This window comes from Nocardiopsis camelliae (genome assembly GCF_028993595.1).
Lineage (GTDB): Bacteria > Actinomycetota > Actinomycetes > Streptosporangiales > Streptosporangiaceae > Nocardiopsis > Nocardiopsis dassonvillei.
On record NZ_CP118614.1, the window covers coordinates 75,006 to 91,427 of the forward strand.

Sequence of the window (16,422 nt, forward strand, 5' to 3'; positions counted from 1 at the left end):
CCGAAGCAGGCACCTCAAGCATCGTACGCGGTTTCTCCACGCTGGCATCAAGGTGAGACATACAGGACAGGAGTATGCAGGCGCCCCTGCCAGCTCTTCGATCACCGCGTCTCTGGGGCACCGCGGCTCTCAGTTCACCGTTCAGCGCTCCGCCGAGGACACCGGGTCCGCCGCATCGCGGTCCCGAAACAGGCCGACAGAGCCGGGGCGTACCGAAGGCCACGACCTTCCCCGGAGTTTCGGTCGTGTTCTGGGAACCCGGATTTCGCGAAGGTCCCAGAACCCGGCGGCCGATGTGATTCCTGGTGCACTGGCCTGGTGCGCTTGTTATTATTGTTACCCCTGTTGTTCCCGTTGCTCCTGTTTCTCAAGGGCCTAGAGAAAAACCTTCCATCCTCCTCCTTCGGCCTTCCACGTCCTTGCCGCCACTCGCCCTCGCCCCCACTCCTGTTCCGCCCAGGCCTTCGCCGCCACTCGCCGTTCCGTTTCCCTCCGCAGCTCCGCCCCCCTGTCACACCCACCGGGACCTCGTCCGCCTCCGACCCCGCTCCACTCTCCCCCCGTTCCCCGCCGGGGCTCCCCCGGTCCCCGCCCTCATGACGAAAGGCGGGTTTGCCGTTCCATCGCCCGGGTTTCCGCCCTCCGTAATGCATCGAATCGGCAGCTGTTTTCTAGAAACTCATTGCTAGATGCTAGGCGGCGTGTTTCGCTGGTGGTACACCTCCGCCACTCTGCGTCATGGGATCATCGTTATGGCCAGTCCCACGGTCCGTCGTCGACGGCTGTCCGCCGAACTCCGCCGCCACCGCGTACGGGCGGGTATGACCCTCAGCGATGTCGCGGACGAGCTGGAGTGGTCCCCGGCCAAGCTCGGCCACATCGAGACCGGTATCCGCAAGTGGCCGTCGGTCATGGAGATCTCCGCCCTCCTGCGCCTGTACGGCGTCACGGGAGGGCAGCGGGAGGCCATCCTGACCCTCGTCCGGGAGTCGCGCCTGCGTCCCTGGTGGACCGAGTACGAGGACGTCCTGTCCTCCGCGTACGTGGGCAACGAGGCGGGCGCCGTCTCCGTGCAGTCCTACGCGGGCATACTCGTCCCCGACCTCCTCCAGGTGCCCGACTACACCGCGGCGGTGGCGCGGGCCCTGGGCCACGGCGAGCGCACCGTCGAACGCATGGTGGCCGCCTACCTCAAGCGCCAGGAGGTCCTGGACCACGGCGGCCCCGACCTCGGCTCCTCCGGCAGCCTCGTCCGCTACCACGCCATCGTCGAGGAGGACGCCCTCCAGCGGGTGTCCGGGAACCGCGAACTGCTGCGCGCGCAGACCAGCCGCATCGTGGAGCTGGCCACGGGCTCCGATCGGGTGACGGTCCAGCTCCTGCCGACCTCGGCGGGCCCGCACCCCGGCGTCGCCGGGCCCTTCTCCGTCCTGGAGTTCGACGAGGACGAGGCGGCCCTGGTCTATGTCGAGGCCACCCAGGGCGGCTCCATCGTGGAGGCGGAGGAGTCGGTCGCGGCTTGCAAGCGGGTGTGGTCCGAACTCACCCGGATCGCTGCTCCTCCGCAGGCCAGCCTGGGTATCCTGCGCCGGATGGCACTGCTGACCTGAGGTCCCGCGTGCGCTCCTCACGTATCGGGCGCAGAAGTTGGTGGAAATCGGTCCACTGTGGCGGGGACCGCTCCCGACGGCTTGCTAGTCTGCTTGGTGACAACCTCATAAAGTTCTCTGCGGAGCCCCCGTCCCGGACGGGAGCCCGCGTTGACGCACCGGATTAACGAAAGGGTCCAGACAGTGAAGAAGATCATCGTTCTGGCGCTGGTGGCCCTCGGGGCTTTCGCCGTCTACCGCAAGATCCAGGCGGACCGCGCCGAGCTCGACCTGTGGACCGAGGCCACGGCGGCCAGCGAGAGCTGACCGACGGACCTCCTGGCCGCCCGAGCGGCCATGGGGCTTCCACAGGGCGAACCGGGGACCGGCGTGAGCCGTCCCGGCCCGCTCGTGAGTGACACGAAGACGTGGGTGGGCCGATGATCCCGAGGTGCGACCCACGGCTTTGTGCTGCTCCCGAGCTGCGAACCGTGGCTCCGCGTGCGGGATCCCGGCCGGGTGAGCGGGACCGCCCTCCGATGAAGGTATGCTCTCCAGAGTGACCAGGGCTCGCGCCCGGGTTCATGGGGCCATAGCTCAGCTGGCAGAGCGCCGGTTTTGCATACCGGAGGTCAGGGGTTCGACTCCCCTTGGCTCCACCCAGGAAAAGCGCGGAACAGGCGTTGTGACGGGGACTCCCTGCGGGGGGTCCCCGTTTTCCGTTGCGGGCGGCCGGGCCGGACGCGGGCTGTGTGGCGGCGGAGCCCGTCGTCGCCGAAGGCCCCCGGGATCTCCCTTCCCCCGTGCTCCGGGGAACCGCGGGTGCCCACGCGGCGCGGCGCCCGCGGACACGGCCGGGTCCGCGTCGTGCTCCCGACGGAGGACCTTCCGGCCCTTCCGCGCGGGCGGCGCGGCTCTCGGAAGATACATCACGAAAAAGCGGAATGGGCGTTTCGCGCTGATCCGCAAAGGCCCTTCCGCCACCGAAGTCCACGCAACTGATTTTGTTACTAATCGGTAGTTCCGGTTCGTCCGCCAAGGTGGGAAATGGGGGGCGGGTGTGGTCGCACGGTACGTACGACCGAGGGGTCCGTATAGCCCGTTCGGATGACATGGATGACGCAGAGTCCACTTCGCCCGGTCGCGTCCGGGTACCCGGTCCCACCGCGTCAGCACTATGAATCCGCAGGTCATCACCCGTGTAATGGAAAGCCGGGGAGGTGCCTTCACGTCTTCGCGCATCGGGCTCGCCTCTACCATATGCAGTTACTCTGCGTGTGTGTATGATGACACTTCCCCTTAGTGCAATGGTCCTACTGGGCCATATGAGAAATAGGCCTCTTGGGGTCTGTTGGTGAACTGGGACGAACCGTAGTTTCGACACCAGCGACAACGAGGAAGACAGCGCGCCGAAACGATCGACCCCCGAAGGCGAGCCTGGCGGCCCCCGCCCGGCCTCGTAACACCGTCCTCGGATCGGCCCGCTTCTCCTCACCCGCCGGCGGTCGCGCCAGCCGGCGGATTCCGATCACCACACATGCTGATCTTGGGAGTGGGGCAACATGTGGAATGAGAAGATGGCGGCCCGTGCCAAATGCCGCGAGATCGACCCGGACGCGCTGTTCGTGCAGGGCGCTGCGCAGAACCGCGCCAAACTGATCTGCCGGGGCTGTCCGGTCCGGACACAATGCCTGGCGGAGGCGTTGGACAGCCGTATCGAGTTCGGTGTCTGGGGAGGCATGACCGAACGCGAGCGCCGCGCCCTGCTGCGCCGGCGCAAGGACGTCACCAACTGGTACGAGCTGCTCACCAGCGCCGAGCGCCAGTACGAGCGGGAGCAGGCCGAGCAGGAGCCCCCGACCCCTTCGACCCCGGTCGAGGCCCCGGCCCCGGCCTCCTCCCCCGCCCCGGACCCGGTCAAGGCCGCGGGCCCGGCCAGGGCCGTCGCGCCGGTCCCGACCCGGATCCCCTCCGCCGTCGCCGCCAGGTGACGACGGGCTCCCGGGGAGGGGAGCCCCGGCGGCCCGGGGCACCGGGCCGTGGCGGCCCGGCGGCCCGACAGCCGGGGACCCGACAGACGAAAGTCGATGCGGCCTCCACCGAAAGGGGGAGGACCGGATCAGGGGAGGATCAGGGACGGCCCCGATAGCCGTAGCCGTTCCTATGGCGCATCATGAGGGGAGTACGGCCGATCCGTGCCGTACTCCCGTCGCCGTTGGGAGTGGGAGTGGCTGTGCAGGACCCTCAGTATCCGGCGAGGCGCCCCTGGGAACCGCAGGCCAGGCCGCAGATCCGCCTCACCGACGCCGAACGCGACGCCGCGATCACGGTTCTCCAGGAGGCCTTCGGCCGCGGCCAGCTCGACGAGGAGGAACTCGACGAGCGCACCGACAGGGCCATGCGGGCCAAGTTCGGGGCCGACCTGGCCCCCCTCACCGAGGACCTGGGCGTCACCCCGGCGGGGACGCCCCAGGCGGCCCCCGGCCCCTTCGGCCGGTTCACCGGTCAGGGCGGCCGCCAGAGGGCGGACTCGCGTGAGCCCCTGCCGAGCACCCCGGCCGACCGGGTCGTGGCCGCGGTCGGGCACGCGGGGAACTACTTCCTCCCGGTCATCGCCCCCCTGCTGCTCCTCCTCGTGAGCGACAGGATCTCGCCCTACGTGCGGCGCCAGGCCATGGAGTCGCTCAACTTCCAGCTCTTCTGCGTCATCGCCGGACTCACGAGCCTGGCCCTGTTCTGGCTCGTCGCGCCGCTGCTGGTGACGCTGGCGGTCGCCCTGGGCTGGGTGATCCTCCCGGCCATCGCCGGCATCTCCAGCCTCTTGGGCAACAACTGGCGCTACCCCTTCACCGTGCGAGTCCTCAAGGACTCCTGAGGGCCAGGTCGGAGGCGGGACGGGGCGCGTCGGGGAACAGCCTCCGAGCGCCCCGGAGCCGCGTCCTGCGGGGCCGCGCGGACGCCCGGGGGCCGGGCTCGTCGGTCCACGCGCACCCCGCCTGCGGACACGCCCCCCGACACGACGAAGCCGGGACGGAAGGATCCGTCCCGGCGGAGGGAGGGTAGCCAGTCCGGGGTCGGGGTCTCCCCCGCACGGCACGGCTGTCCGTCTCTCGTCGCTCCCGCGATCAGCCCTGGTGTCCGGGCTTGCCGTTCTCCTTGGCCCGGTTCTCGCCCGCGGCGGTGCGAACGGTCTCCTTGGTCTTGTTCTTCGCGGTCTTGGCCGCCTTGGCGGTCTCCTCCGCGGCCTCCGCGGCCTTGTCCGCCGTCGCCGAGGCCCGCTCCTCCAGGTTCTCCCGCGTCTCGCGGACCTGGTCGCGCGCCTGGTCCAGGTGCTCCTGCCACTCGGCGTCCTGGGCCGCCTGGCGCATGCGGACCAGCGAGTACACCACGATGCCGCCGACCACGGCGGCGCCGCCGATCAGGACTCCCCGGGGGATCCGGCGGTTGCCCCGCCGGAGCAGCATGAGCCCGCGACGACCCGGGTTCGGGTCCACGCGGTGGGCGGCCGCGGTGAGCACCTCGGCGACCCGCGGTGCCACGGTGTCCTCCACGCGCAGCGCGGCGTTCTCCAGCCGGGGTGCGGTCCAGCCGCGCGCCTGGAGGAGCTTCAGAGCGGCCTGGTCGCGTGCCTGGTCGGCGTACGGTCCCAGCCGTTCGGCCTGTTCCCGGGCTTTCTCCCGGGCCATGCCCTGCAGGCGAGCCAAGCTCGCCTCAGTCTCCTTCTTGCGTGCCTTGAGTCGCTTGGAAGAGATAGGCACGTCGTCAGCTCCTTCGGTCGTTCACCGGTTCTGCGGTCTCCACCCGGTACGGCCGACCCTCGACGCCGCACGGATGGTTCCTCCGTCGTCCTTACCCGTTACCCGGGTGTTATCTCAACATACGTCCTCTCCGGGTGTGATCTTCGTTTCGACACCGGCCGAGGGTTTTTCTCCTGTCCGCCCGCCGCGAACGGAGGGCCCGGGAGGAGGAGTCACAACCCTCCGGGACCGAACGGACGCCCGGGGTGAGGGAGGGGTCCGTTCCGAGGCGGACGAAGTCCCAGGCGCCGCGGGCGGAGGAGGGGCGAGCTGCCCGGACGCCGCGCAACCGCGGCGGATCCAGGACGAGCCCGGGGGACGGACGGGTAACGTGAGCACGTAAACGAAGTCGACCGAAAGGCACGTAGGTGTCCGACTCCAAGGCTCAGCCCACCGCGCGGCTGAACACCTCCAAGGGAACCATCGTCATCAGGCTGTTCGAGAAGGAGGCGCCGGAGACGGTCGCCAACTTCATCGGCCTGGCCGAGGGCTCGAAGCAGTGGGTGGACCCCACCACGGGCAAGCCCTCCGACAGCAGCCTCTACGAGGGCACTATCTTCCACCGCGTCATCGACGGTTTCATGATCCAGGGCGGTGACCCGCTCGGCACCGGTCGCGGCGGCCCGGGCTACAAGTTCGGTGACGAGATCCACCCGAACCTGCGCTTCGACCGCCCGTTCCTGCTGGCCATGGCCAACGCGGGCCCCGGCACCAACGGTTCGCAGTTCTTCGTCACCGTGGACAAGCCGTACTGGCTCGACGGCCGCCACACCATCTTCGGTGAGGTCGTCGAGGGGGACGACGTGGTCACCGCGATCTCCAAGGTCGCCACCGACTCCCAGGACCGCCCCAAGGAGGACGTGGTGATCAACAGCGTCGAGATCACCCGATAGCTGTGACGGCGCCCCGGCTCCGAGGAGGAACACGTCCATGACCGCATCCCCACCGCCGTCCGGAGCGGCTCCGGAGCCGGAGCGCCCGGCCCCGCGCACCTGCTACCGCCACCCCGACAGGGAGACGGGGGTCAGCTGCAGCAGGTGCGAGCGGCCGATCTGCCCGGACTGCATGGTCGAGGCGTCCGTGGGCTTCCAGTGCCCCGGGTGCGTCTCGGAGGGGAACCGCGGGGTGCGCCGGGCCAGGACCGCCTTCGGAGGCAGGGCCGTCGCCAAGCCGTACGTCACCTGGACGATCCTCGGCATGATGGTGGCCGGGTTCCTCACCCAGCTGGGTACGTCCACCCCGATCGGGCAGGCGGGCGCCTCACCGCTGGTCTGGGAGTTCGCCATGCTCGGCGTCGGCCGGGTCGAGGACGGAACCCTGCTCGGGGTGGTCCCGGGCGAGTGGTACCGGCTCCTCACGGCCGCGTTCCTGCACGGCAGCGTCTTCCACCTGTTGTTCAACGGGTACGCCATGTACCTGCTGGGCACGCAGCTGGAGCGCTGGCTGGGGCACGTCCGCTTCCTGACCCTGTGGGTGCTCGGCGCGCTCGCGGGATCGGTGCTCAGCCTCCTGGCGGAGCCCAACCAGTTCTCCGTCGGCGCCTCCGGAGCGATCTTCGCCCTGTTCGGGGCGGTGCTCGTCATCGGCAGGCGGCTGCGCCTGGACCTGCGCATGATCGGCGTCCTGCTGGCGGTCAACCTCGTGCTGACCTTCGTGGTCCCCAACATCTCGTGGACCGCGCACATCGGCGGTCTGGTCGCCGGGCTCGTGCTCGGCGCGGTGTTCGCCTACCTGCCCGGAAAGTCCGCCGGGAACCGGGCCCGTACGGTCACGCACGTCCTGCTGGCGGCGGCGTTCGCCGCCCTGCTCGTGGCCCTGGTGGTCACGGCGCCGCTGATCATCCTCCGCTGAGGTCGGAGAGGTCGGAGAGGTCGGGGCCCGGAGGAGGCTTCCTCCGGGCCCCGACGTCCGCGGACACCCCGCGCCGTCCCGGACGAGGGGCCGCGCGACGACTCCTGCCGGTTCCCACGTCCGCGGACATCCCCGCGCGGCCTCCGGCCCCCTGTGCTCGGGCACGACGAAGAGAGCTACCCACAGCCTGTGGATAACTCTGTGGAAAACCCGTGTCGCTGCTGTTCACCCGAGTGCGGACATGCCAGTGGAGAGCACCCGGAGGGAGGGGCCGCCGTCGTCGCCGGGCGATCCGACCGCCCGGCCGGGGGTCAGTGCCAGCGTGTGGACAGGATGACGGCCACGATGATGCCGCTGAAGCCGATCAGCAGGTTCCAGTTCTGCCAGTCCTGCATGTAGGGGATCTGGCTGCCCGCGATGTAGTAGACGGCGATCCACAGGATGCCCAGCGTGAAGAAGCCGAGCATCGCCGGTGCCAGCCAGCGCGGACTGACCTTGGGCTTCTCCTTCGAAGGAGGCGGCGTGTAGACGGCCTTCTTCTTGCGATCGCTGCGGGACTTGGGCACGGTCGCTGCTCCAGTACGTGGGGCGGGTTCCTGAACGAGAACACAGTCTACGCCCCGGGGGGAGCCCCCGTCACCGGCGGGAGGGTACCGGATCCGGTCAGGTTCCGGAGGCGCCGGTTCGCCCCGGTACAGCCTTGGGGGTCCCGTCCACGGCGGCTGTCCCTCCGCCCGGACGGGCCCCGCACACGACGGCGGGCCGCCCCGTGCTGTCGCACGGAACGGCCCGCCGTCACGTCCGGCCCGCTCAGTCCCTGCGCATGGACGGGAACTCGAAGCCGCCGTCGTCGCCGCCGGGCGGGGTCTGGCCCCCGTCCTCACCGTCGGGAGGGGTCTCCCCGCCCTCACCCGGAGGGGACTCGCCGCCGTCGTCGCCGTCCGGCGGCCCCTGCGTGGCCGGTTCGGTGGCGAGCACGACGTTCACCGTGCTTCCGGGAGCCACGTTCTGCCCCGCCCCCGGGTCCTGCCGGATGACCGTGCCGACCGGGCCCTCCCCGCTCGGCTCCTCGGAGAAGGAGGCGCTCAGGTCCCTCTGCGCCAGCGCCGACTCCGCGCCGTCGCGGGTCATGCCGACCAGGTCGGGCACCTGCACCTGGTTGGGGCCCGAGGAGATCAGCAGCGTGATGTCGGTGTCCGGTGCGACCGACTCCCCGGCGGCCGGGTCGGTGCCGATCGCCTGGCCCTCGGGCACGCTGTCGTCCGCCCTCTGCTCAGAGGTGACGTTCTCGAAGCCCGCGTCGTTCAGGGTGCCTGTCGCGTCGGACTCGGACTGGCCCTGCACGGACGGGATCTCCAGGGCGTCCGGGCCGCTGGAGACGTACAGGACGATCTCCTCGTCCACCGGGACCTCGTCGCCGGCGGGCGGGTCGGTCTCGATGACCTGGCCCTCCTCGACGTCCTGACTCGCCTGCTGTTCCTGGGTGACGCTCTCGAAGCCCGCCTCGCTGAGGGAGGACTGGGCCTCCGCGACGGTGGACCCCGCCACGTCCGGTACCGCGGCCGTCTGCGTCTCGGGATCCCCTCCCCCGAGGTTCATCAGCACGAACACCAGGATCAGGGAGGCGATCACGCCGACGCCCAGCAGGACCCACAGCGCGGTCTTGCCGCGGCCGTCCTTCCCGCGGTCGTCGTAGCGGTCGTCGTAGTCGTCGTAATCGTCGTAGTCGTCGTACCGCTCGGCGGGTGCGGGCGGCATCGCCGTCGTGGCGCCGGCGGCGGCCATGGCCATGGTGCCCGCCTGGGTGGGCATCCCCGCCAGGCCGCGCTGGATGTCGGCGCGCATCTCGGCCGCGTTCTGGTACCGCTCCTCGCGGTTCTTGGTCATCGCCCGGAGGGTGACGTCCTCCAGCCAGTGGGGGATCTGGGGATCGATCTCGCTCGGCGGGACCGGCTCCTCGCGCACGTGCTGGTAGGCGATCGAGACGGGCGAGTCACCCGTGAACGGCGGATGGCCCGTGAGCAGCTCGTAGAGCACGCAGCCGGTGGAGTAGATGTCGCTGCGCGGGTCCACCCGCTCACCGCGCGCCTGCTCCGGGGACAGGTACTGGGCGGTGCCGATGACCTGCGAGGCCTGCGTCATCGTCGCCTGGTTGTCGTCCATGGACCGGGCGATGCCGAAGTCCATCACCTTGACGTCGGCGTTGCGGGTCAGCATCACGTTCGCGGGCTTGATGTCGCGGTGGACGATCCCGTTGTCGTGGCTGTACTCCAGCGCCTTGAGGATGCCGTCGACCAGCTCCGCCGAGCGCTCCGGCAGGAGGCGCCGGTCGTCGTCCAGCAGCTCCTTCAGGGTCCGCCCGTCCACGTACTCCATGACGATGTAGGGGATGGACACCCCGTCGATCATGTCCTCGCCGGTGTCGTACACCGCGATGATGGCCGGGTGGTTCAGGGAGGCGGCGGACTGCGCCTCCCGTCTGAACCTGGCCTGGAAGATGTGGTCCCGGGCCATGTCGTGTCGGAGGGTCTTGATGGCGACGAGCCGGTCGAGACGCAGGTCGCGTGCGCGGTAGACCTCGGCCATGCCGCCGCGCCCGACGATGGTGTCGAGCTCGTAGCGTCCGCCGAGGAGCCGGGGCTGGGACATGTCGTGTAGTGATCCTCGTGTCTTCCGGAGGCCGCCCGCGGGCCGCCGCCTACCCTGAACGTCTCTCGCTCACGGTCTCTAGGTGGTGCCTACTTCTTCTCCGCCGCCGTTTCCGCCGCCGTTGTCATCGCCGTTACCGCCACCGTCGCCGTTGGCCGGGGGAGTCTCCTCGCCCCCTGGCGGTCCCGGGGTGCCGTTGCCGGGCGGAGGGCTCTGGCCGCCCTCGGAGTCGTCGTCCTCGCCGTCCTCGGGAGCGTCGCTCTCCTCGTCGTCCTCCTCCGGGGAGGGGGACGGGCTCTCAACCGGATCCTGCGGCTGCGTGTTCCAGCCGGTGTCGCCCTCCGGAGCCGCGGGGACGTCCGCCGGGGCGGACTCCACGGGCTCCTCGGTCTCCTCCGGGGAGGAGGAGGGGGACGCCGCGGGAGGGTCGACGGTGTCGCGCATGTTGCCCACCTCGGACCTCCCGTTGGACAGGAATCCGGCCACCACCGCGGCCGCGATGATGATCGCCGCGGCCGCGGCCGCGAGGATCACGGGCACGCTGACGCGGCGGCGCCGCTCCGGTGCCCCGGCCAGCCTAGCCGACGCGTCCTCCTGACCGGTGACGGCGGTCGGCTGACCCCCGGTCCGGTACGTCATCGCGCCCGAGCCGGGCCCGGTCACCGCTCCCACCACGGCGGTCTGCGCCATGCCCTGGAACCCGGTGGAGGGCGTGGGCGGACCGGTTCCGGCGTTGGAGCGGATCACCGCGGCCGTGTGCGCGACCTCGCTGGCCGACGCGGGCCGCTCCTCGGGCTCCTTCAGCAGAAGGGAGGAGACCAGGTGGTCGACGTTGTCGGGCACGTCCTCGGGCAGCTCCGGCGGCTCCTCGCGGGTGTGCGCCAGAGCGAGCGCCACCGGGGTGTCGCCGGTGAACGGCGGTGTTCCGGCCAGGCACTCGTAGGCCACCACGCCGAGGGCGTACAGGTCCGAGGAGGAGGTCGCGGGCCTGCCCGAGGCCTGCTCGGGGGAGATGTACTGGGCGGTCCCCATGACCATGCCGGTCTGGGTGAGGGTGACCGACATGTCGCCGCGGGCGATACCGAAGTCGGTCAGCTTGAGCTGGCCGTCCGGGGTGACCAGCAGGTTGCCCGGCTTGATGTCGCGGTGCACCACGCCGCGCGCGTGCGCGGCGGCCAGGGCCTTGGCCGCCTGGTACACGAAGTCCAGGGTCTGGTCCGCGCTGAGGTGGCCCTGCTCTCGCAGGACCTGGGAGAGCGGCTCACCGACCACGAGTTCCATGATCAGGAAGGCGCGGCCGTTCTCCTCGCCGTAGTCGTAGACCTGGGCGATCCCGGGGTGGGAGAGGCCGGCGGTGATCCGGCCCTCGGTGCGGAACCGCTCCCTGGCCGTCGGCTCGGCCATCTGGGAGGGGTGCAGCAGCTTGACCGCCACGGGCCGGTTGAGCAGGGTGTCGGTGGCCTTCCAGACCGTGCCCATGCCACCGGAGCCCACCTGCTCCTCCAGGCGGTAGCGGTCGCTCAGAACGGTCCCGGTGAGGTCACCGGGACCGTTCTGGGAAGACGGTTCGTAGGCGCTCACTACTGAACCACTGCCTCCATCATCTGCCGGGCGATCGGCGCGGCCAGCTCGTTGCCGCTGCCGCCGCCGAACTCGACCACGACCGCGACCGCGACCTGCGGGTCGTCAGCCGGGGCGAAGCCGATGAACCAGTTGTGGGTGGGGTTTCCTTCGCCGGTCTCGGCGGTACCGGTCTTGCCCGCGACCTCCATACCGGAGATGGCCGCGTTGGTACCCGAGCCGCCCGGGCCGGTGACCGCGGTCATCATCTCGGTGAGGTCCTCGGCCGTGCTGGCGCTGACCGCCTGCGAGTAGCTCTCCGGGCTGGTCTGGGTGACCACGGACAGGTCCGAGTCGCGCACGGTGTCCACCGCGTAGGGCTTCATGACCTCACCCGAGTTGGCCACACCCGCGGCGACCATCGCCATCTGGAGCGGGGTCGCCTGCACGTTGGACTGGCCGATGCCGGCGCGGCCCAGGATGTTGCGGTCGGTCTCCACCGGGGCGCTGCTCGGGATCACCGGCAGCGGGACCGTCAGCTCCTCCTCGCGGTTGAACCCGAACGCGGTGGCCTGCTCCGACAGGGCCTCGCCGCCCATCTCGATCGCCCAGTTGGCCATCGAGGTGTTGCAGGAGATCTGGATCGAGTGCGCCAGGGTGTCGGGCTGGCCGCCGTTGCAGGTCCCGCCTGGCGTGGCGTTGGGCAGCGTGCCGCCCAGCTCCAGCACGTCGGGCGCCTCCTGGGTGGTCTCCGGGGTGGCGCCCAGGTGCTCCATGGCCGCCGCGGCGGTCACCACCTTGAACGTCGAACCCGGCGGGTAGAACTCGTGGAGGGCCCGGTTGAGCAGCGGCTTGCGCGGGTCGGCCTCCAGCTCCGTGTAGTTGGTCACGGCCGCGTTGATGTCGGAGATGCTGACGACCTCGTTGGCGTCGTAGGACGGGTAGGACACCGCGCCCAGGATCGCCCCCGTGCTGGGGTCGAGCGCCACGGCCGCGCCGTTCTTGTCACCCAGGCCCTGGAAGGCCTCGTAGCCCGCCTGCTGCACCTCCGGGTCCAGGGTGAGCTGGACCTGTGCGCCCTCGGGCTCGCGGCCGGTGATGATGTCGCGGAAGTTGCGCACCGCCAGCCGGTCGTCGCTGCCGTCGAGCAGCGGGTTCTCGGTGAGCTCGATGCCCGAGGCGCCGTAGGTGCGGAAGGAGCCGACGATCGGCGTGTACAGGCCGCCGCCCTGGTACATGCGCTGGTACTCGGGGGACTGGCCCTCGTCGGCGATGTTCTCCGAGTAGGCCACGTTGTCGTCCGCGACCAGGATGGGGCCGCGGGCCTCGCTGAGCCGTTCGGTGAACTGGCGCCGGTTGAGCGGGTCGTCCTTGATCGCCTGCGCCTGGAAGCCCTGGAGCCAGGTGACGTTGGCCATCAGGATCAGGATCAGCAGGAAGGCGAAGATGCTGAGTCTGCGGATCGGTGTGTTCATCGTTGGATCACCTGTGTCGCGCCCTCGTCCTGGATGGCCTGCGGTGCCGGGCGCCTGGCGTTGTCACTGATGCGGAGCAGGATCCCCATCATGATCCAGTTCGCCAGCAGCGCGGAACCGCCCGCCGCCATGAAGGGCGTGGTCGAGCCGGTCAGCGGGATCACCCGGGTCAGGCCGCCCAGGACGATGAAGACCTGGTAGGCGAGAAGGAAGGCGACACCGCTGGCCAGCAGCTTGTTGAACGCACCGGTGGCCGCGAGCGCCATGCGCATGCCGCGCTCCACCAACAGGCCGAGCACCATGAGGATGGCGAGCAGGCCGGTCAGGCCCAGCTCCTCGCCGATCGTGGCGAGGATGAGGTCGCTGTCGGCGGCGAAGGTGTCGTACAGGGCCCCCGCGCCGAGGCCGGTGCCGAAGAGGCCGCCGTAGGCCATGCCCACCAGCCCCTCCACCAGCTGCTGGCTACCGCCGACCGCCTCGTACACCTCCTGGTCGAAGGCGTTGAGCCAGATGTTGACGCGGGCCTGGACGTGCCAGAAGAGCAGGTAGGCCGCGAACGCCCCGCCCGCGAACAGGACCAGGCCGATGGTCACCCACGAAGAGCGCTGGGTGGCCACGTACAGCATCGCCAGGAACGTGCCGAAGAGCAGCAGCGAGGTGCCCAGGTCGCGCAGGAGCACCAGCATGCCGATGGCCAGCACCCAGCCGACCAGGATCGGCGCCAGGTCGCGCGCCCGGGGCAGTTCGATGAGGGTGAAGCGGCCGACCTTGATCGGCTTGCCGACGATCTGCAGGACCTGGCGTTTGCTCATCAGATAGGACGCCAGGAAGATCACCAGGGCGATCTTGGCGAACTCCGAGGGCTGCATGGTGCCCAACGGGCCGAGGGTGATCCACAGCCGCGCGCCGTACACCTCCTGGCCCAGGCCGGGAACGATCGGCAGGGCGAGCAGGATGATCGCGACCAGGCCGCTGACGTAGGTGTAGCGCTGGAGGACGCGGGGGTCCTTGAGGAAGATGATGATGAGGAAGCACAGGACCAGGCCGATCGCCGTCCACATCACCTGCGAACCGGCCCCGGCGCGCTCGATGTCCTCGGCCTCACCGGCCTGGATCCGCCAGATCATCGCCACGCCGATCCCGTTGAGGAACAGCGTGCAGGGCAGGATCAGCGGGTCGGCGTAGGGCGCCACGAAGCGCATCGCCACGTGCGCGGCGGCGGACAGGGCCGCGAAGGTCAGGCCCACCGTCCACATCGCGCCGGGGACCCGGCCGTTGAGGTTGACGCCCGCGATCGCGATGCCCGCCATGGTGATGACGATGGCGAAGAGGATGAGGACCAGTTCGGCGTTGCGCCTCTTGACGGGCGGCAGCGCGGTGGGCGCCTCGGGTTCGGAAGCCTTACTCACGCGGGCTCACCCGGACCCTTCCTCGGCCTGGGCCCCGGACGTCTCCTCGCTCAGCACGTCCACGCTCGCCCTGGCGTCGTCCAGGCTCTCCGCGGGCAGGGTGTTCTCCACCGAGCCGCGGTCGGCCTCCGAGAGCGAGTCCAGGCTGATCCGGGTCTCCTCCACCTCCTCCGACAGGCTGAAGCCCGCGATGTCGGTGTTGATGCCCTGGTAGATGCTGACGGTGTCCCCCGAGGGGGAGGGGCCCACGTAGTACTGGCTGTTCACGTAGCGGCTGCCGAAGTAGTACGTGGCTCCCGCGACGACGGCGACCACGACCACGAACACCAGCACCATCGGCCACCAGCGCCTGCGGCGGTACTCGGGTTCGGGACGGCCCCGCCGGTCGGCCGGCGGGGCCTCGTAGTCGTCGTATTCGCCGTTGTAGGGCTCCTGGTAGGCGCCGGCCGCGGCGTAGGCGTCCGGGCCGGGCTCGTCGCGGACGGGGTCCATCTCGGCGGTGTCGCCGGATCCCCCGCGCAGTTCCTGCGCCCGTCTGGCGGGTGTGTCGTTGCCCTGGTCGACGTTCTCGCGGCGCTGGTCGGCGGCGCCGACCACCTGGGAGGTGCGGGTGGGCCCCTCGCTGTCGGTCTCGGCTTCGATGACGTCGGCGACGACCGCGGTGATGTTGTCCGGGCCGCCTCCGCGGATGGCCAGCTCGATGAGCTTCTTGGCCGCGCCGCGCGGGTCGGCCTCGGTGGCGAGGGTCTCGTGGATGGTCTTCTTGCTGACCACGCCGGAGAGCCCGTCGGAGCAGAGCAGGTAGCGGTCGCCGGCCTTGGCCTCGCTGATGGAGATGTCGGGGTCGACCGGGCTCTTGCCGTCCAGGGCGCGCAGGATGAGGGAGCGCTGCGGGTGGGTGGCGACCTCCTCCTCGGTGATCTTGCCCTCGTCCACCAGGGTCTGCACCAGGGTGTGGTCGTGGGTGATCTGCTCGAAGCGGGGGCCGCGCATGAGGTAGGCGCGGGAGTCGCCGATGTGGATGAGCGCCACCCGCGGACCGGCCCAGAGCATGGCGGTCAGGGTGGTGCCCATGTTCTCCAGCTGGGGCTCCTCCATGATCCTGCGCGACAGGGAGGCGTTGGCCTGCTCGACGGCGCGCTGGAGCACCTCGGCCATCTCGTCGGACCGGGGCGGCTCGGAGTCGAGGCGGCGGATCGAGGAGATCGCGATGGAGCTGGCCACCTCGCCGCCCGCGTAACCGCCCATGCCGTCGGCGACCGCGAGGAGGTTCTGGCCGGCGTAGCCGGAGTCTTCGTTGCCTTCGCGGAGGCATCCTACGTCGGAGTACGCCGCGTATCGGAGAGCGATTGTCATTTGCGCAGTTCCAGGACGGTTTTGCCGATACGGATGGGCTGCCCCACCGTGATGGGCTGGGGGCGGTTCAGCTTCTGCTGGCCGAGGTAGGTGCCGTTCGTCGAGTTCAGGTCCTCCACGAACCAGCGGCCGTTGTCGGAGTAGACGCGCGCGTGGCGGCCGGACGCGTAGTCGTCGGTGATGACGAGCGTGGAGTCCGGGGCGCGTCCGATGAGGATGGGCTGCGAGGCGAGGTCGACGCTGGTGCCCTTGAGCGACCCCTGGGTGACGACCAGGGCCGTGGGCTCGTTCCGGCGCGCGCGGGGCTGCCGTGGCGGCCGGGCGGGCTGCGCCGACGAGTACGACGCGGAGGGGTCCTGGTCCCGGCGCGGCGCCGCCGGGCGCGGTTTCCTCCGGGGCTTCTTCTTGGAGCCGAAGAGATCCGTGCGGATCACACCGATCGCGGTGAGGACGAACAGCCAAAGCCCCGCGAGATACACGATCTTGATCAGTATGAGGGTCAAGTTGGACATCGAACTGCTCTTCAGCCCCTGTCGTGCTTCGGCCGGGATGGCGGTCATCTGCGCCGCCACCGTGTCTGCCCACCTTCGGGTCGGTGAGTCTCGAGGTCGCTGGACGCGGCCTTCGGCCGCGGCCATTGTGCCCGATCGGTCAGGTCTTCGCGGAGACTACCTTCCCGGCCGGATATCCGACAGCGGGCCTGAGCCCGGCCCGCCCCTTGTCAGACGCCGGCGGA

General features: G+C 70.2%; 13 protein-coding genes, 1 tRNA gene and 1 pseudogene. 7 read left to right on the top strand and 8 right to left on the bottom strand.

The window, feature by feature from the left end:
- Positions 1-752 precede the first annotated feature (752 nt).
- From PV789_RS00280 to PV789_RS00300, 5 genes and pseudogenes are all read left to right on the top strand, one after another.
- A complete protein-coding gene (locus tag PV789_RS00280) occupies positions 753-1,610 on the top strand; it encodes a helix-turn-helix domain-containing protein (protein WP_302475379.1) in 858 nt (285 codons plus the stop codon).
- Positions 1,611-1,793: 183 nt separating this feature from the next.
- Positions 1,794-1,916 carry a DLW-39 family protein gene (locus PV789_RS00285; protein WP_014912962.1) on the top strand — a complete coding sequence of 41 codons (123 nt, stop codon included), beginning with the start codon at positions 1,794-1,796 and terminating at the stop codon, positions 1,914-1,916.
- 259 nt (positions 1,917-2,175) lie between these two features.
- Positions 2,176-2,248, top strand: a tRNA-Ala gene (locus tag PV789_RS00290).
- Positions 2,249-3,151: 903 nt separating this feature from the next.
- Positions 3,152-3,472, top strand: a pseudogene (locus PV789_RS00295) (WhiB family transcriptional regulator); the annotation flags it as partial.
- A 350-nt stretch (positions 3,473-3,822) separates the two neighbouring features.
- A complete protein-coding gene (locus tag PV789_RS00300) occupies positions 3,823-4,464 on the top strand; it encodes a DUF1707 and DUF4870 domain-containing protein (RefSeq protein WP_274975631.1) in 642 nt (213 codons plus the stop codon).
- 250 nt (positions 4,465-4,714) lie between these two features.
- On the opposite strand, the gene PV789_RS00305 is transcribed toward PV789_RS00300, so the two are convergent.
- Positions 4,715-5,347 (bottom strand): hypothetical protein, encoded by a 633-nt coding sequence (locus PV789_RS00305; protein ID WP_274975632.1) that lies wholly within the window; start codon positions 5,345-5,347, stop codon positions 4,715-4,717.
- A 407-nt stretch (positions 5,348-5,754) separates the two neighbouring features.
- On the opposite strand from PV789_RS00305, the gene PV789_RS00310 reads away from it, so the two are divergent.
- Both PV789_RS00310 and PV789_RS00315 read left to right on the top strand, forming a co-directional pair.
- Positions 5,755-6,279 carry a peptidylprolyl isomerase gene (locus PV789_RS00310; protein ID WP_274975633.1) on the top strand — a complete coding sequence of 175 codons (525 nt, stop codon included), beginning with the start codon at positions 5,755-5,757 and terminating at the stop codon, positions 6,277-6,279.
- A gap of 37 nt (positions 6,280-6,316) precedes the next feature.
- A complete protein-coding gene (locus PV789_RS00315) occupies positions 6,317-7,237 on the top strand; it encodes a rhomboid family intramembrane serine protease (protein ID WP_274975634.1) in 921 nt (306 codons plus the stop codon).
- Positions 7,238-7,548: 311 nt separating this feature from the next.
- Here PV789_RS00315 and PV789_RS00320 read toward each other — a convergent pair whose 3' ends face one another.
- The 7 genes from PV789_RS00320 to PV789_RS00350 form a co-directional block, all read right to left on the bottom strand.
- A complete protein-coding gene (locus PV789_RS00320; RefSeq protein WP_013156232.1) occupies positions 7,549-7,803 on the bottom strand; it encodes a cell division protein CrgA in 255 nt (84 codons plus the stop codon).
- 244 nt (positions 7,804-8,047) lie between these two features.
- On the bottom strand, positions 8,048-9,886 hold the full coding sequence (pknB, locus tag PV789_RS00325) for a Stk1 family PASTA domain-containing Ser/Thr kinase (RefSeq protein WP_274975635.1): 1,839 nt from the start codon (positions 9,884-9,886) through the stop codon (positions 8,048-8,050).
- Positions 9,887-9,964: 78 nt separating this feature from the next.
- Positions 9,965-11,467 (bottom strand): serine/threonine-protein kinase, encoded by a 1,503-nt coding sequence (locus tag PV789_RS00330; protein WP_274975636.1) that lies wholly within the window; start codon positions 11,465-11,467, stop codon positions 9,965-9,967.
- Positions 11,467-12,921, bottom strand: a complete 1,455-nt coding sequence (locus tag PV789_RS00335; RefSeq protein WP_274975637.1) for a peptidoglycan D,D-transpeptidase FtsI family protein — start codon at positions 12,919-12,921, stop codon at positions 11,467-11,469. Before PV789_RS00335 ends, PV789_RS00330 begins: the two co-directional genes overlap by 1 nt.
- Positions 12,918-14,330 carry an FtsW/RodA/SpoVE family cell cycle protein gene (locus PV789_RS00340; RefSeq protein ID WP_274975638.1) on the bottom strand — a complete coding sequence of 471 codons (1,413 nt, stop codon included), beginning with the start codon at positions 14,328-14,330 and terminating at the stop codon, positions 12,918-12,920. The genes PV789_RS00335 and PV789_RS00340 overlap by 4 nt, the downstream gene beginning before the upstream one ends.
- Positions 14,331-14,336: 6 nt before the next feature.
- Complete coding sequence (locus PV789_RS00345) at positions 14,337-15,686, bottom strand: Stp1/IreP family PP2C-type Ser/Thr phosphatase (protein WP_274975639.1); 1,350 nt, start codon at positions 15,684-15,686, stop codon at positions 14,337-14,339.
- Entirely contained in the window at positions 15,683-16,198 is a 516-nt protein-coding gene (locus tag PV789_RS00350) for an FHA domain-containing protein FhaB/FipA (RefSeq protein ID WP_200904095.1), read from the bottom strand. The genes PV789_RS00345 and PV789_RS00350 overlap by 4 nt, the downstream gene beginning before the upstream one ends.
- Positions 16,199-16,422: the final 224 nt, after the last annotated feature.

Coding starts and splice junctions, on each gene's coding strand:
- PV789_RS00345 (WP_274975639.1), bottom strand. CDS start 15,686: ATGACAATCGCTCTCCGATACGCGGCGTACTCCGACGTAGGATGCCTC.
- PV789_RS00350 (WP_200904095.1), bottom strand. CDS start 16,198: ATGTCCAACTTGACCCTCATACTGATCAAGATCGTGTATCTCGCGGGG.
- PV789_RS00315 (WP_274975634.1), top strand. CDS start 6,317: ATGACCGCATCCCCACCGCCGTCCGGAGCGGCTCCGGAGCCGGAGCGC.
- PV789_RS00280 (WP_302475379.1), top strand. CDS start 753: ATGGCCAGTCCCACGGTCCGTCGTCGACGGCTGTCCGCCGAACTCCGC.
- pknB (WP_274975635.1), bottom strand. CDS start 9,886: ATGTCCCAGCCCCGGCTCCTCGGCGGACGCTACGAGCTCGACACCATC.
- PV789_RS00335 (WP_274975637.1), bottom strand. CDS start 12,921: ATGAACACACCGATCCGCAGACTCAGCATCTTCGCCTTCCTGCTGATC.